This is a genomic window from Aggregatibacter sp. oral taxon 458 str. W10330 (assembly GCF_000466335.1).
Classification (GTDB): domain Bacteria; phylum Pseudomonadota; class Gammaproteobacteria; order Enterobacterales; family Pasteurellaceae; genus Aggregatibacter.
In genome coordinates this window covers 16,739-33,685 of the sequence record NZ_KE952625.1, presented here as the reverse complement: position 1 = coordinate 33,685, position 16,947 = coordinate 16,739, and the positions used below count along the sequence as shown (strand labels likewise).

9 protein-coding genes and 2 pseudogenes are annotated in these 16,947 nt (G+C 44.2%); 4 read left to right on the top strand and 7 right to left on the bottom strand.

Annotation, left to right across the window (positions count from 1 at the left end; translation table 11 throughout):
* The first annotated feature begins 270 nt into the window (after positions 1-270).
* Together tal and tkt are read left to right on the top strand one after the other, a co-directional pair.
* Positions 271-1,224, top strand: a complete 954-nt coding sequence (gene tal / locus HMPREF9065_RS00805; protein WP_021616992.1) for a transaldolase — start codon at positions 271-273, stop codon at positions 1,222-1,224.
* Positions 1,225-1,353: 129 nt separating this feature from the next.
* Positions 1,354-3,351 carry a transketolase gene (gene tkt / locus HMPREF9065_RS00810; protein ID WP_021616991.1) on the top strand — a complete coding sequence of 666 codons (1,998 nt, stop codon included), beginning with the start codon at positions 1,354-1,356 and terminating at the stop codon, positions 3,349-3,351.
* Positions 3,352-3,493: 142 nt separating this feature from the next.
* Here tkt and pyrG read toward each other — a convergent pair whose 3' ends face one another.
* Positions 3,494-5,128 (bottom strand): glutamine hydrolyzing CTP synthase, encoded by a 1,635-nt coding sequence (pyrG, locus tag HMPREF9065_RS00815; RefSeq protein ID WP_021616990.1) that lies wholly within the window; start codon positions 5,126-5,128, stop codon positions 3,494-3,496.
* A gap of 90 nt (positions 5,129-5,218) precedes the next feature.
* Here pyrG and brnQ point away from each other — a divergent pair.
* Positions 5,219-6,673, top strand: a pseudogene (gene brnQ / locus HMPREF9065_RS00820) (branched-chain amino acid transport system II carrier protein).
* A gap of 286 nt (positions 6,674-6,959) precedes the next feature.
* Positions 6,960-7,808 carry an RNA polymerase sigma factor RpoH gene (gene rpoH, locus HMPREF9065_RS00825; protein ID WP_033002779.1) on the top strand — a complete coding sequence of 283 codons (849 nt, stop codon included), beginning with the start codon at positions 6,960-6,962 and terminating at the stop codon, positions 7,806-7,808.
* 203 nt (positions 7,809-8,011) lie between these two features.
* Here the strand turns inward: rpoH and mutS are convergent, their stop codons facing one another.
* From mutS to HMPREF9065_RS0109625, 6 genes and pseudogenes are all read right to left on the bottom strand, one after another.
* Positions 8,012-10,612, bottom strand: a complete 2,601-nt coding sequence (mutS, locus tag HMPREF9065_RS00830) for a DNA mismatch repair protein MutS (protein ID WP_021616985.1) — start codon at positions 10,610-10,612, stop codon at positions 8,012-8,014.
* 190 nt (positions 10,613-10,802) lie between these two features.
* Entirely contained in the window at positions 10,803-12,869 is a 2,067-nt protein-coding gene (glyS, locus tag HMPREF9065_RS00835; protein WP_021616984.1) for a glycine--tRNA ligase subunit beta, read from the bottom strand.
* A gap of 46 nt (positions 12,870-12,915) precedes the next feature.
* On the bottom strand, positions 12,916-13,386 hold the full coding sequence (locus tag HMPREF9065_RS00840) for an OsmC family protein (RefSeq protein WP_021616983.1): 471 nt from the start codon (positions 13,384-13,386) through the stop codon (positions 12,916-12,918).
* A 479-nt stretch (positions 13,387-13,865) separates the two neighbouring features.
* Positions 13,866-14,225 (bottom strand): annotated as a pseudogene (locus HMPREF9065_RS09750) (DUF559 domain-containing protein); the annotation flags it as partial.
* Between the two features lie 11 nt (positions 14,226-14,236).
* Positions 14,237-15,484 (bottom strand): histidine-type phosphatase, encoded by a 1,248-nt coding sequence (locus HMPREF9065_RS00850; RefSeq protein ID WP_033002777.1) that lies wholly within the window; start codon positions 15,482-15,484, stop codon positions 14,237-14,239.
* A gap of 102 nt (positions 15,485-15,586) precedes the next feature.
* On the bottom strand, positions 15,587-16,947 hold a 1,361-nt coding region (locus HMPREF9065_RS0109625; protein ID WP_021616979.1), incomplete at its 5' end, for an autotransporter outer membrane beta-barrel domain-containing protein.

The window sequence follows — 16,947 nt, the reverse complement described above, 5'->3', positions numbered from 1 at the left end:
TTTTTAGCTTTTTTTTCATTTTTTGTTTTGATTGAAGATAATTTAATCAAATTAACAACTTTCTTTACTTCAGCGATCCTTAGTATCCAACCTGTTCTTAAAGATGAAACCTATTGATTTCATTATTATGAACACGCTTTTTAAGAGTTGCTTTCTATAACAAGTGCGGTTATATTTTTTAACGATTTCTGCTATGAATAAAACATAGCTCTCTTAACGATTCAACTCGTTTCCCATCCTCCAATTAAAGGAATACATAAGGAATACATTATGACTAACCAGTTAGATACTCTTCGCGAACTTACCGTTGTTGTTGCCGATACCGGTGACATTGATGCCATTCGTCAATATAAACCTGAAGATGCTACAACGAATCCATCTTTGATTCTGAGTGCGGCAGCGTTACCTCAGTATGCAGCATTGATTGATGAAGCAATTGCTTATGGTAAACAACAAAGTCAGGACAAAGCACAGCAACTTGTTGATGCGGAAGATAAATTGGCGGTCAACATTGGTTTGGAAATCTTAAAATTAGTCCCTGGCCGTGTTTCTACTGAAGTAGATGCGCGTCTTTCTTATGACACCGAGGCGACCGTTGCAAAAGCAAGAAAATTGATTGCGTTATATGAAGCGGCAGGTATTAATAAAAATCGTATTTTGATTAAAATCGCCTCTACATGGCAAGGTATCCGTGCTGCGGAAATCTTAGAGAAAGAAGGCATCAACTGTAACCTCACCTTATTATTCTCCGAAGCGCAAGCACGCGCTTGTGCAGAAGCCGGTGTTTATTTGATCTCGCCATTTGTAGGCCGTATTTTAGACTGGTATAAAGCTAACACCGATAAAAAAGAATATGCGCCGGCAGAAGATCCGGGCGTGATTTCTGTGACCAAAATTTACAACTATTACAAACAATATGGCTACAAAACTGTAGTGATGGGCGCAAGTTTCCGTAATGTAGGCGAAATCATTGAATTAGCCGGTTGCGACCGTTTAACCATTGCTCCGCCGTTGTTAAAAACCTTACATGAAACCCCAAATGCCGTGGTGAGAAAACTGGCTTTCCAAGGCGAAGTACAGGCCAAACCACAACCATTAACCGAAGCGGAATTCTATTGGCAGCATAACAGCGACGCTATGGCAGTGGAAAAACTGGCCGAGGGTATTCGTAAATTTGCCGTTGACCAAGGTAAATTAGAAGAGATGTTACTGTCTAAATGGTAATGGTTTATTAGTTATGTATTAAGCAAAAGTGCGGTGGACATTTTCCGTGTTTAAAAACGCTGAAAAATCTGACCGCACTTTTTTATGAGCACACCCTATTTTGTCAATTTATCTCAATCAGGAGGCACAATGTCAACTCGTCAACAACTCGCCAATGCCATTCGCTTTTTAAGTATGGATGCGGTGCAAAAAGCCAAATCTGGTCACCCGGGTGCACCGATGGGCATGGCGGATATCGCAGAAGTATTATGGCGTGATTTTTTACACCACAACCCAACCAACCCACAATGGGCTAACCGCGACCGTTTCGTGCTATCTAACGGCCACGGTTCTATGCTGATTTACAGCTTGTTACATTTAAGCGGTTACGATGTATCTATTGAAGATTTAAAACAATTCCGTCAATTACATTCCAAAACACCGGGGCACCCAGAGTTTGGTTATACACCCGGCGTTGAAACCACTACAGGCCCACTAGGTCAAGGTATTACTAACGCAGTCGGTATGGCGATTGCAGAGAAAACGTTGGCAGGTCAATTTAACCGTGACGGTCATAACATCGTGGATCACCACACCTATGTTTTCTTGGGCGATGGCTGTTTAATGGAAGGGATTTCCCACGAGGCTTGTTCTTTAGCAGGTACCTTGGGCTTAGGTAAATTAATTGCGTTCTACGATGACAATAACATTTCTATTGATGGTCATGTTGACGGTTGGTTTACCGATGATACACAAAAACGCTTTGAAGCTTACGGCTGGCAAGTAATTCCGGCAATCGACGGTCACAACCCGACACAAATCATTGAGGCGATTAAACAAGCGCAAGCGGAAACCAACAAACCGACCTTAATTATTTGTAAAACCATTATCGGTTTCGGTTCCCCGAATAAATCTAACTCTCACGATTGCCACGGTGCACCATTAGGTGATGAAGAAATCGCATTAACCCGTAAAGCACTAAACTGGGATTACGCACCGTTTGAGATCCCAGCTGATATTTATGCACAATGGGATGCAAAAGCGAAAGGCGCAGAGCTAGAAAAAGCCTGGCATGAAAAATTCGCTGCCTATGGGAAAGCTTATCCAGAATTAGCCGCTGAATTTACCCGCCGTATGGAGAAACACCTTCCGGCAGATTGGGCAAAAGAATCTCAAGCGTTCATTGAGCATTTACAAGCGAACCCGGCAAGTATTGCAAGCCGCAAAGCCTCACAAAATGCCATTGAAGCTTACGCGAAAGTGTTACCGGAATTACTTGGCGGTTCTGCCGATTTGGCAAGTTCCAACCTCACCCTTTGGTCCGGATCTAAACCGATTCGCGCGACTCAAAACGTGGATGGTAACTACCTCAACTACGGCGTACGTGAGTTCGGTATGGCAGCAATCATGAACGGTATTGCGCTCCACGGCGGTTTCATTCCTTATGGCGCAACCTTCTTAATGTTTATGGAATATGCCCACAACGCGATTCGCATGGCGGCATTAATGAAACAACGCAGCTTATTCGTGTTCACCCATGATTCCATCGGTTTAGGCGAAGACGGTCCAACCCACCAACCGGTTGAGCAAACCTCCGCATTGCGTTTAATCCCGAACTTGAACACATGGCGCCCTTGCGACCAAGTCGAATCTGCCATTGCTTGGAAAGCGGCGATTGAAAGAACCGATGGCCCAAGCGCATTAATTTTCACCCGTCAAAACTTGGCACAAATGGACCGCACTTCTGAGCAATTAGCTAACGTAGCGCGCGGTGCTTATGTATTAAAAGACTGCGCCGGCACGCCGGATCTGATTTTCATTGCGACCGGTTCTGAAGTGGAATTGGCAGTGAAAGCGGCAGAACAATTAACCGCAGAAGGCAAAAAAATCCGTGTGGTTTCTATGCCAAGTACGAACGTGTTCGACAAACAAGACGAGGCTTATCGCGAAGCCGTATTGCCAAGCGCGGTGACTAAACGTGTGGCTGTTGAAGCAGGCATTGCCGACTTCTGGTACAAATACGTCGGTTTCAACGGTCGTATCGTTGGTATGCACAGCTTCGGTGAATCTGCCCCGGCAGACCAATTGTTCAAACTCTTTGGCTTCACGGTGGATAACGTGGTCGCTAAAGCGAAAGAAATTCTTTAATTTCAGACCGCACTTTAAAACAACAGGCCGAACAGCAAAATCACTGTTCGGCTTTTTTCTGTTGTTTCTTGGCATTTTAAATCCATCATAGAAAGCACAAAGGCAGGTTACCCTGCCTTTTTTCTTATGTTCTAAAAAACCACTAATCAGATTTTTTCTGATTCTCTTTTGCCGCTTTCACAAAGCCTTCGAATAATGGATGCCCATCACGTGGCGTGGACGTGAACTCCGGGTGGAATTGGCAAGCAACAAACCAAGGGTGGTTCGGCACTTCAATGATTTCCACCAGTTTTTTATCAGCAGATAAACCGGTTACTTTCAAGCCGGCTTTTTCGATTTGTGGAAGTAAGACATTATTGACTTCGTAACGGTGACGATGACGTTCTTCGATAGTTTCGGCACCATATAATTTGCGTGCTAAACTGCCTTCCACTAAATGGCATTTTTGTGCGCCAAGACGCATGGTGCCGCCTAAATCCGATTTATCGCTGCGAACCTCAGTCTTGCCGTCGGCATCTTGCCATTCGGTGATTAACCCGACTACCGGTTGTTCACAAGTGCGGTCAAATTCGGAAGAGTTTGCATGGCTCATGCCGGCAACATTACGGGCAAATTCGATTAACGCCACTTGCATCCCTAAGCAAATACCTAAATACGGAATGTTGTTTTCACGCGCATATTGGGCAGTCAGAATTTTGCCTTCGACACCGCGATAGCCGAAGCCGCCCGGTACTAAAATACCGTCTAAGCCTTTTAAGATATCAACACCTTTGGTTTCTACATCTTGTGAGTCGATGTATTTGATATTTACACTCAAACGATTTTTCAAACCGGCATGTTTTAACGCTTCGTTTACGGATTTATAGGCATCCGGCAATTCGGTGTATTTACCCACCATACCGATAGTGACTTCGCCCGTCGGGTTGGCTTGTTGATACAACACTTGTTCCCATTCGGATAAATCGGCTTCCGGGCAAGTTAAGTGGAAACGATTGCAAATGAAATCATCCAATCCTTGAGATTTCAAGAGTGCCGGAATTTGGTAAATGGAAGACACATCTTTTAACGAAATCACCGCGCGTTCCGGCACGTTACAGAATAACGCAATTTTGGCGCGTTCATTTGGCGGAATCATGCGGTCAGAACGGCAAATCAGCACGTCCGGTTGAATCCCGATGGACAACAATTCTTTCACGGAATGTTGTGTTGGTTTGGTTTTGACTTCGCCGGCGGTCGGAATATAAGGAACAAGCGTTAAGTGCATGAAAATCGTGCGTTCACGTCCCACTTGTACGGCAAGTTGGCGCAAGGCTTCCAAGAACGGGAGCGATTCAATATCGCCCACGGTGCCACCCACTTCTACGATGGCTACATCATGCCCTGCGGCGCCATCAATCACGCGCGCTTTGATTTCGTTGGTAATGTGTGGGATCACTTGAATGGTCGCGCCAAGATAGTCACCGCGACGCTCTTTGCGTAACACTTCGGAATAGATTTTACCGGTGGTGAAGTTGTTACGCTTGGTCATTTTGGTGCGAATAAAACGCTCATAGTGACCTAAATCCAAATCGGTTTCTGCACCGTCTTGGGTCACGAAAACTTCACCGTGCTGGGTTGGGCTCATGGTGCCTGGATCGACGTTGATATAAGGGTCAAGTTTCATGATCGTGACGTTCAAGCCGCGCGCTTCTAAAATCGCGGCAAGTGATGCTGCTGCAATGCCTTTACCAAGCGAAGAAACTACGCCGCCTGTGACGAAAATATAATTGGTAGCCATAAGAAACCTATTTGTTGCTATTGGGATGGATGGAAAATTAGGATAAATATAATCTATCAAGACGGGAGCGTAGTTTACAACAAAGGCAGAATGAACTCAATTGCCGAACAGAGAATTACAGGAAAAGTGCGGTCAAATAATACAATGTTTTTTATGTGTTTTTCATCGTTTCGTTACGAATAATCAGGCTTTTATAGTAGAATCCGAAATGCGTCTTTATTTTATTACTGAAGAGAAACGACTATGTTTTCACGCAAAGATATTCTTGTTTTAGGCATGATGATTTTCGCCCTGTTTTTAGGCGCAGGAAACATTATTTTTCCGCCGATGGAAGGCTACACGGCAGGGCAACATTGGGCAACAGCCGCTTTTGGGTTTGTGGTCACCGGCGTATTAATGCCGTTTATCACGCTGGTTGTAGTGTCTGTGTTAGGTCGTGGCGAGGAACTCACCCGCGACCTTCCCAAATGGGCAGAGGTCTTATTTTTAGCCACGTTGTATTTGGTCATTGGTTCTACGTTTGCGATGCCACGCATTACCAACGTGGCATACGAAATGGCATTTATACCACTGGATATAGTGGCAGACACGTCAAGAAATCATCTAATTTTTGCGGTAGTCTTCAACATTATCGCCATGCTATTTATGCTGAAACCGAACACCATTATTTCCAGCGTAGGCAAATTTATGACCCCGGCATTATTGGTGTTGTTAGTGGTGGTGACCGTAACCGTCTTTATCTCTCCCTTGTCGGATATTGTCGCGCCAAGCAAAAGCTATGCGGACAGTTCAGCATTGACTACCGGTTTAATTAGCGGTTATCAAACCATGGATGTCTTGGCAGCGATTGCTTTCGGTGGCATCGTAGCGCGTGCGTTAAGCGCAAAAAATATCACCGAACCGCAAAAAATCATGCGTTACACCATATCCGCCGGTGGCATTTCAGTGGTTTTATTAGCCGCACTTTATTTCTCCCTTTTCTATCTTGGCGCAACCAGTGACCAAGTGGCGCAAGGCGTCAGCAATGGCGGTCAAATTTTTTCTCGTTATGTAAACGTGTTATTTGGCAAAGAAGGTTCTTGGATTATGTCCGGTATCATCTTCTTGGCAAGTTTAACCACTTTAGTGGGCGTGACCAGTGCTTGTGCTTACTATTTCGCTAAATTCTCTAACCGCTTGCCATATTCTTTCTGGGTGGTGGTGTTTACTGTCATGACGACCATCATTTCCGAAAACGGTTTAACGAAATTATTACAAGTCACCATTCCGGCGTTGTTATTAATTTATCCGGTGGCGATTATGTTGGTGGTATTGCAATTCGTCCGCGCTAAATTGCCTTGTGTGAAATTAACCTATCGCGCCACCATTGCGATAACGGTGTGTTTTAGTCTGTGCGACAGTTTAAATAACGTAGGGTTATTATCTGATGGCATGAAACAATTCCTTAGTAATTTCCCATTATATGATAATGGCTTAGCATGGTTAGTGCCGGCATTAGTGGTGATGTTCTTGACTATGTTGGTGGGCAAAAAACGTGATGCGTAATGCTTTTTTCAGCAAGTATAAATAAAGAAAACAGGTAAAAGATGACTCACAATCGAATCCAGTTCGATTGTTCGTACCAGTGGCGCCGTTGGCAAAGCCAACGTTAAAAATCCGTTGGATTTTTTGACCGCACTTTTTTTAGTCAACAAAAGAACTTTTAGGCTAAAAATAGGTCATATTAACCGTGAAATGATCGAATTCAATCGTCCAAACCGATTGAAATTCTGATGAATTATGTTATAACTGAGCTTAATCAAGCTTGGTGATGTCAGTAAGAAGGAAGATGATGGATAAAGAAACTCAAACTATGATGTTAGTTCCCCAAGGAAGCTTAGAAGCCTATATTCGCGCAGCGAACGAATACCCGATGTTAACAGCGGAAGAGGAAAAGGAACTCGCGGAACGTTTGTATTACCACGAAGATATTGAAGCGGCCAAAAAACTCGTGTTATCTCACTTGCGCTTCGTTATCCATGTTGCCCGTGGCTATTCCGGTTATGGCTTGCCACAAGCGGATTTAATTCAAGAGGGCAATATCGGTTTAATGAAAGCGGTTAAGCGTTTTAACCCGGAGGTCGGTGTTCGCTTAGTGTCTTTCGCAGTGCATTGGATCAAAGCGGAAATTCACGAATACGTTTTGCGTAACTGGCGTATTGTGAAAGTTGCGACGACCAAAGCGCAACGTAAGTTGTTCTTTAATCTACGCAAAACCAAACAACGCTTAGGTTGGTTTAATGAAAACGAAGTGGACATGGTCGCCAATGAGTTGGGCGTATCCCCGCAAGATGTAGTGGAAATGGAATCGCGTATGACTGGAGCGGATGTCACCTTTGATTTACCAACCGATGATCATGATGAAGAAACCTATGCACCGGCATTATACTTGGAAGATAAAAGCTCCAATTTTGCAGCGGAATTAGAAAATGAAAACTACGAAGCACAAGCTACCGACCGACTTACTGTGGCTTTGGATAACTTGGATGCCCGTAGCCAAGACATTATCAAAGCCCGCTGGTTGGATGAAACCAAAGCTACGTTGCAAGATTTGGCAGCAAAATACAATATTTCTGCCGAACGCGTTCGTCAGCTCGAAACCAACGCACTGAAAAAATTAAAAACCGCAATAAGTGTCTAATTTACCGATATCAAAAAACCGACAGCCATGTCGGTTTTTTTATTGGGTTCACAATGAAAATATCGCAGAAATGACTCATAATTGAATTGATTTCGATGGTTCAATTTAATGGAGCCCTTGACAAACCCAACGTTCAAAATCCGTTGGATTTTGTGACCGCACTTCAGATGAAAAATCTCCGATTTATTCGAAAATCACTAATATCACCCTTTCACCATTTTCTTTAACTGATACAAATAGGCCAATGCCTGTTTTGGACTTAATTCATCCGGATCTAATTCTTGTAACATATTCAATAGCATATCCTTATTTTCATCTTCTGCCCGATCAAATGCTAATTCACCTTGGCGTTGATTTAATAAACGCAGATCCTGAATCTGTTGGTTGGCATTTTGCTGTGATAGTTTTTCTAATTGCGCCAGTTTTTGTTTGGCAAGCTTGATGACTTGTTGTGGCACGCCCGCCAAGGCAGCAACAGCAAGACCGTAGCTTTTACTGGCAGCGCCTTTTTGTACGGCGTGCATGAAAGCGATGGTGTCATTATGCTCAATGGCATCTAAATGAATATTACCGATGCCCTGCACCTGCTCCGGTAGCACGGTGAGCTCAAAATAGTGGGTGGCGAATAAGGTTAAAGAACGGATTTTCTTCGCTAACCATTCGGCGCAAGCCCAGGCGAGGGACAAACCGTCGTAAGTGGAGGTTCCACGGCCGATTTCATCAATTAACACCAAACTTTTATCCGTCGCTTGATGCAGAATATTCGCCATTTCCGTCATTTCTACCATGAAGGTTGAACGTCCGGAAGCGAGATCATCAGAAGCGCCGATACGGGTAAAAATACGATCAACAGGGCCAATGACGGCACTGTCTGCCGGTACGAAACTGCCCATATACGCCATTAAGGTAATCAGCGCTGTTTGGCGCATATAGGTACTTTTACCGCCCATATTCGGGCCGGTGATAATGAGAAAATGTTGCTGTTCGGTAAGCTCTGTTGGGTTGGCAATAAACGGTTCTTTCAATACTTGCTCCACCACTGGGTGACGGCCATTTTGAATATGAATGCCCGTTTGTGCCGAGAAGGTCGGCGCCACATAATTCAGACTTTCCGCCCGCTCCGCTAAATTGGTGAGCACATCCAATTCGGCTAATGCCAAACCGGCGAGCTGTAAGTCACCCAAGTGCGGTAATAATTGGTCGAAAATTTCATCGTATAGCTGCTTTTCCAGAGCCAAAGAAGCGCCTTTTGCTTTCAACACCTTGTCTTCATAGGTTTTCAGTTCAGGAATGATATAACGTTCGGCATTTTTTAAGGTTTGACGACGCACATAATGAATCGGCGCCTTATGGGCCTGCCCTTGGCTAATTTGAATGTAATAACCGTGCACGGCATTGAATCCGATTTTCAACGTATCAATACCGGTGCTTTCCCGTTCTCGTTGTTCCAAATCTTCTAAATAACGAGTTGCACCGTCAGATAATTCACGCCATTCATCCAATTCTGCATTGTAACCTGCCGCAATGACGCCACCATCACGAATTAACACAGGTGGACTGTCAATAATCGCCCGTTGTAAAAGGTCAAATTGGGCTGAAAAATCGCCCAGTTGTTGGTAAAGTGCGGTCATTTTGTCGGATGTTTTTTCAGCCAACCGATTTTTTATATAAGGAATCTGCTCTAAAGCGGTACGCAAGCGGGTTAAATCACGCGGGCGGGCGGTGCGTAAAGCCACGCGCGCCAAAATGCGTTCCATATCACCCACTTGTTGCAAATAAGGTTGCAAATCTGCCACTAAATCCTGCTCTAAAATCGCCCCAATGGCTTGTTGGCGTTGCGTGAGTTTTTCTACATCGCAAATCGGTTGGTGAATCCAGCGTTTGAGCAAACGACTCCCCATTGGGGTGACACATTTATCCAACACTGCCGCCAGCGTGTTTTCCGTACCGCCCGCCAGATTTTGAGTGAGCTCCAAATTGCGACGGGTTGCCGCGTCCAACTGAATATTTTCGCTGTGTTGAATGAGATGAATGCTTTGAATATGCGGCAAGGCGGTGCGTTGCGTTTCGCGTGCGTATTGCAATAAACAACCGGCGGCACATAAACCCAGAATCGCTTTTTCCACGCCGAATCCGCGCAAGTCTTTGGTATTAAATTGATGGCAAAGCTGTTGAATGGCGGTTTTTAGCTCGAATTCCCAAATAGGGCGACGACGCAAACCTTTAGCGTGTTCAATTAACTGAAAATCGGTAAAATCTTCGCAATAGAGCAATTCTACCGGCGCGATGCGTTGTAATTCCGTTTGCAAATCCGCTTTGGATTGCGGTTCGCATAGCTGAAAACGACCGGATGTCATATCTAAGGTCGCCAAACCGAAGTGATCGTTTTCTTGATACACTGCGGCAATGAGGTTGTCTTGCCGTTCCGGTAACAACGCTTCATCACTCACCGTGCCCGGCGTGACAATGCGCACAATTTGGCGTTCAACGGGGCCTTTCGCCGTATTCGGATCACCGATTTGTTCACAAATGGCGACGGACTCCCCTAACTGCACCAACTTCGCTAAATAGCCTTCCACCGCGTGATAAGGCACGCCAGCCATAGGAATTGGCTGCCCTGCAGATTGTCCTCGTTTGGTCAGCGAAATATCCAACAGTGCGGAGGCGCGTTTTGCATCGTCATAAAACAGTTCGTAAAAATCGCCCATGCGATAAAATAACAAAATATCCGGATTCTCCGCTTTGAGTTGCAGATATTGTTTCATCATCGGCGTATGCTGTTCGAAATTCTCTTTTGACATCATAAGGTTAGCACTATTGTTGGATTAATTGGGAAGAAATCACCTGACACCACGGGTTATCAGCGGAATCGCATATAATGCTTTGCGATAAGCGTATGAAAACAAAACACCCGCAGAATCAAGCCTCTGCGAGCGTTCCTTAACATTCGGCAAAACGCCATTTAACCGGCAACTCTGCCATAAAGCACAGGCGTTATTGCAACAACGAAATATCCGCCACTTGTAAGAACAAGCCTTGCAACGTGTTCAAAATGGCTAAACGGTTTTGGCGCAATTTCGCGTCTTCCGCATTTACCATCACATTGTCAAAGAAGTTATCTACCGGTTGACGCAAGCCGGCGAGTTTATCCAACACCGCCGTGTATTCGCCTTGTGCGATTAACGGCTGAACCTCTTTTGCCAAACTTAACACGCTTTGCGCAAGCACTTGTTCTGCCGGCTCAATGCATAACGCCACATCAACTGCGCCAATATCGCCTTCCACTTTCGCCAAAATATTCGCCACACGTTTATTGGCGGCCGCCAAGGCTTCCGCAGAATCAAGGGTACGGAAATGAGAAACCGCACGCACACGCGCATCAAAATCAGCCGGACGGGTTGGACGACGCGCCAATACCGCTTGAATCACATCCACCGCAATGCCTTCATCTTGATACCATGCACGGAAACGACCGAGCATGAAGTCCACGACATCAGCAACCACGTTTTGATTGGTGAGTTTATCACCGAAAAGTGCGGCTGATTTTTTCACTAAATCTTCTAAATCCAGTGGTAAGTTTTTCTCAACGATAATACGCAATGCACCTAATGCTGCACGACGTAATGCAAATGGGTCTGCGCTGCCTTTAGGCGCTTGTCCGATACCGAAGATACCCGTCAAAGTGTCAAATTTATCCGCCAAAGCGACAGCACTTGCCACTAAGGATTTCGGTAACTCATCTCCCGCAAAGCGTGGCATATATTGTTCGTTTAACGCCACCGCCACTTCTTCGTCTTCACCATCGTGACGAGCATAGTGCATGCCCATTACACCTTGCGTATCGGTGAATTCAAATACCATGTTGGTCATCAAGTCACATTTTGACAGCAATCCCGCACGTTTTGCTTTCGCTTCGTCTGCACCGATTTGTTTTGCAATTTCGCCTGCCAATTGCTCAATGCGGTCAGTTTTGTCTTTCAATGTACCCAGTTGTTGTTGGAACAACACGGTTTCTAAGCGTGGTAAACGATCAACCAGTTTTTGTTTTAAATCGGTTTTGAAGAAGAATTCCGCATCGGTTAGACGTGGACGAACCACTTTTTCGTTCCCTTCAATAATCGCACTTGGATCGTCAGGGTTAATGTTCGAGACGAAAATAAAGTGCGGTAATAATTTGCCGTCTTTATCATAAATCGGAAAATATTTTTGGTCACCTTTCATGGTGTAAACCAAGGCTTCGGCTGGTACCGCTAAGAAGCGTTCTTCAAATTTCGCCGCTAACACGTTTGGATATTCCACCAAGGAAGTGACTTCTTCAAGCAAGCTTTCTTCAATGTCTGCTACGCCGCCAAGTGCGGTCGCTTTTGCTTGAGATTTTGCAAGAATTTCTGCTTTACGCTCGTTGAAATCGGCTACTACAGAACCTTTTTCACGTAATAATTGTGGATATTGGTCTGCATGTTGAATTTCAAATTCTTTTTCACCTAAGAAACGGTGACCGCGAATAGTACGCGCACTTGCCACACCTAAGATTTCGCCTTCGATTAACTCATCGCCTAACAGCATGGTCACCGTGTGTACCGGACGGATAAATTGCACGGTTTTGTCTGCCCAACGCATTGGTTTTGGAATTGGCAGTTTTGCCAAGGCATTAGCCACAATGTCGTTAAGTAAGTTTTTAGTCGGTTGACCTTCAATTTTCGCACGGTGAACGAGCCATTCGCCTTTATCAGTCGCAATACGCTCTGCTTGATCAACGGTAATACCACAACCACGCGCCCAGCCTTCTGCCGCTTTAGTTGGTTTACCTTCCGCGTCAAAAGCGGCTGACACTGCCGGCCCGCGTTTTTCGATTTCTTTGCTTGGTTGCTGTGTGGCTAAGTTCAACACTTTCACCGCCAAACGGCGCGGTGCCGCAAACCATTCGATTTTGTCGAAGGTTAAACCTGCTTGGTTTAATTCCGCTTCAACGTTATCCGCAAAAGAGGTTGCTAATGTTTTGAGAGCTTTTGGTGGCAGCTCCTCTGTGCCGATTTCTACTAGGAAGTTTTGGGTTGTCATTTTGTTTTCTCTGGTAAGGTGCACCTTGGCACCATTTTATTTTAATTTAATCTTTTTCAATAATAGCTTCACATTTCACTGGAAAATTAAGTGAATTTGCAATAAAACACGCGTGATGCGCATTTTCATGTAATGCCAATGCCTTAACAGCATCCGACTCACTTGAAATTCTTACACGAGGTTTTAATGTTGCTGAAATAAAACGTCCTGCTTGTTCAGAACTGCCTTCATCCATAATTGCTATTGCTTCATCACGGTATTCTTGCACAATAATGTTATTAACGGCACAAAAATGTAAATACCATAATTTATGACAGGCAGAAATGGAGGCTAATAACATATCTTCTGGGTTCCAACGTGTTTTATCACCACGAAAAGCAGGATCAGCAGAACCTAAAATATTAGGTTTATTCGGTGCCGAAGCAATAAAATCCCGCTCATACGCGGTATAAGAAGAAGTGCCTCTCCCTGAATTTCCAACCCATTCTACGGTAGTTTGATAAGTATGTTGCTTCATTATATTTTCCGTTATCTCTTATAGCGTGTGTAAATTAAGAAATTCATGTCCTATTTGATTATTTTCTTCGTTATCACTTCTACCAAATCTCCCCTACCCCTCTTTGCTAAAGAGGGGATTGGAGCTTTGCAGAGTTAAATATCTATGTTTTACTTTAACGTTTTTTGAAAGCAGATGATTTAATCTATATTGAAATTAAAATATAAATAGCCCACGCTAATATTAATTTACTCAAGAAATTCCCCTCTTTAGCAAAGAGGGGTAGGGGAGATTTACTCGCTTCGCTCGCACTTCGTGCCGTTGCTAAAGCAACGTTCAAACGCAAGCGTTTGTCGCAGAGGTTAATCCAACCTCATACTCAACAATCCCTTATATTCTAAAATATAAATAGCCCGCTACTGTCAATTTACTCAAGAATTCCCCCTCTTTAGCAAAGAGGGGTTAGGGGAGATTTAGCAGAAGTTAATCCAACCTTATACTCAATCAGCCCTTACATTCTCTAAAAACAAATAAATCTGCTCGACTACCGCTTCAATTTCACGCATGACTTCATCATTGCTAAACCGCATCACCGTAAAACCAAGTGAATTTAATTCTGCATCTCGCAATGCGTCTTTTTCCTGATAATCAGGTTCATAGTGCTGACTACCATCTAATTCGATAATCAGCTTTGCTTTCGCACAATAAAAATCAACGATATAACTTAAAAGTGGCTTTTGTCGATTAAATCGAAAACCTAATAATTGATCTCGATTGATGCGTTGCCATAGCTTTCTTTCCGCATCCGTTTGATCCACTCGCAATTTCTGCGAATTCTCTTTTAAGTATTTTTCATAGGGTTACATGAAAGCTACTTCTTGCCGTTCTCAATCCCTTCACTCAACACCTGTTGAAACCGCTCATAATCACAAAAGCCCTTTTCATCTTTTTCACAGCCTTTAAGGGTTAATGCTGTTTGGTTTGGTGGTGTCACTAAACTTAATGGCGTGATGTTAATCAGCTGTTCAGTGCTTTGATACACATAATCTAACTTAAATTTGAGCTTGCCACTTGGTTTGTGTTTCCACACTTCAAATAGCAACTTGCCACCGATGGGGATATTTTCCAATGAATCATCTAACTCATAAGGCTCAACACCTAGTGCTGCAAGCAGAGCGACAATATTGGAATCGTGTCCAACCAATAAGTTAATTTTGTTTTCACTATTTAGCTGTTGCTGAATAAATGCCAATAACGGGTATGAGGCATTTTGTGCTAACGCCTCGTTATTTTTAAATAAAGTGCGGTAATATTCGTTTTTAATTTCGTTAATTGCACGCCATTTTTCTTGGCTATCCACACGACCGTTTGCGATTTCTGCATAAGGCTTACCCACATAATGGGCGAGCAATAATGCACTGACAATTTTCTTCCCTGTGCTAATAGCGCCGGTAATTTTAACCGATTTGCCGTCTTTAATACTGTATTCACCGACTTTTCCACCTAAATCACATTCGCCTTTTTGCACGCAATTTGGTGAGTTTTTGTAATCGATGATTTCACTTAATAGCGCATAATTCGGCGCTAATTTTTGCTGTAAAGCGGTTAAATCAACGTTATTTTTTGCCGATTCAATCAAGGCTTGACTTGGATTGTGCGCCTGCGTGTTAAAAATTGGATCTTTTTCTGAACCAATTTTACCATGATGTTGCAGTTGAACATTACAGCCCGCAAATGCGCCAGCCACAATGGCTTGCCCTGTTGCAATGGTGCGTTGCACTCCATTGGCATAAGCGAAAATACCTTCGCCCGATGCACAACGTTCAGTTGTTAATAACCCTTTATCTGCAAGCCATTGACCTAAATATTGTCCGAAATAGGTTTCTAACACCGTCCCTTTTGCCGTGAGATAGCCTGATGGTACATTCCATTTTGCCCATTCATACGGGGAATATTTCGCCATTTCTTGCGGATCTTTTTCCACCGGCGAGCGTAATCCATGGCGGCTAAAAATCAAGACTTTCTCAAGTTCATACTCTGCATTCGGTATATTTGGGCGATGTTCCGCGGCAAATACACTGCCCGCCAAGGCAGAACCAAGCAAAAGTGCGGTCAGAATTTGAGGTGTTTTTTCATCTTTTTTACCTTTCTAAATAAGAATAATTCGATAACTGCACAATGCTATCATCTTTTGTGCTTATTTCTGTCGGGTTCGATTGCTTTACCAACGATACCCTACTTTCAAACCAAACTGATGTTGTTTATCCAACTGTTTGCCGCGAGATTGGGCAGCATAACCGCCGACCTGCCAACCGCCGAAACCGGCACTTAAACCGATTTCTTGCTGCCAATAACGGTCAAAACGTTGCATCAATGGTACCTGATTCACCTGTACGGCAAGCTTGGAATCGGAGGCATCCACATAATTGACGCTCACGGACGGACGAAGCATGACACCCGCCCATGGGCCAAAGGTGTAATCCACCGTAACACCGGCTTGGTAAACATTAAAATTCGCGGACGGCGTATGAATTCGAGATTGATCGTATTGATAATCCTCACTTGAAATATGGTAACGATGTACGCTTGCATTCGGTTTAAACGCCAATTTACCTAACTTCAGTTGGTAACCTACCCCAGCACCCAATGCCACAATATGGCGTTGGATATCTGCGTCTTGCAATTCACCACGAATTTCACCCGCACTTGAACCGTAACTCATATCGGCAAAGACATTCAAGCCGTTAGCAAAATCGTATTTACCGAAAGCCGACAACATGGTCAGACGATTTTTGCTGCCGATGTTATCATCAAAGGTATTGTTTGCTCGAGCATGAGAGAACAACAGTCCAAGACGATAATTATCGTCAATGTGTTGTGCGCCAAGTTGGGTTAAATGCGTTTCTTGTTTGTAGCTACGGAAATCATCTGAGCCATAACGACGAGAGCGATTCGACGTATTGACCCATACAGACGCAGTATCATTTGACACCAGTTGTTTATTCAATTCATCCAGTACAAACAAGACATTATTTGCCGTTGCTGAAAGTTCGGACAATGCGCTGTTGGAATAACGGCTGATCATGTCTTTTTGCTTAACGGCACGCGCAGCTTCCTCTGCTTTGCGTTTCTCTTCGGCTAGACGTGCAGCCTCTTCGGCTTTACGTTTCTCTTCCGCTAAGCGTGCGGCTTCTTCTGCTTTACGTTTTTCTTCCGCTAAGAGTGCGGCTTCTTCCGCTTTCCGTTTTTCTTCCGCTAGGCGCGCTGCTTCTTCCGCTTTACGATTTACTTCCGCTAAACGTGCCTCTTCGTCCGCTTTGCGTTTTTCTTCCGCTAAACGTGCTGCTTCTTCTGCTTTACGATTTTCTTCCGCTAAACGCGCGGCTTCTTCTGCTTTACGTTTTTCTTCCGCTAGACGGGCGGCTTCGTCCGCTTTGCGATTTTCTTCGGCTAAACGCGCCGCTTCATCGGCTTTACGTTTTTCCTCGGCTAAACGCGCGGCTTCATCGGCTTTGCGATTTTCTTCCGCTAAACGTGCTGCCTCATCCGCTTTACGTTTTTCTTCGGCTAAACGTGCGGCTT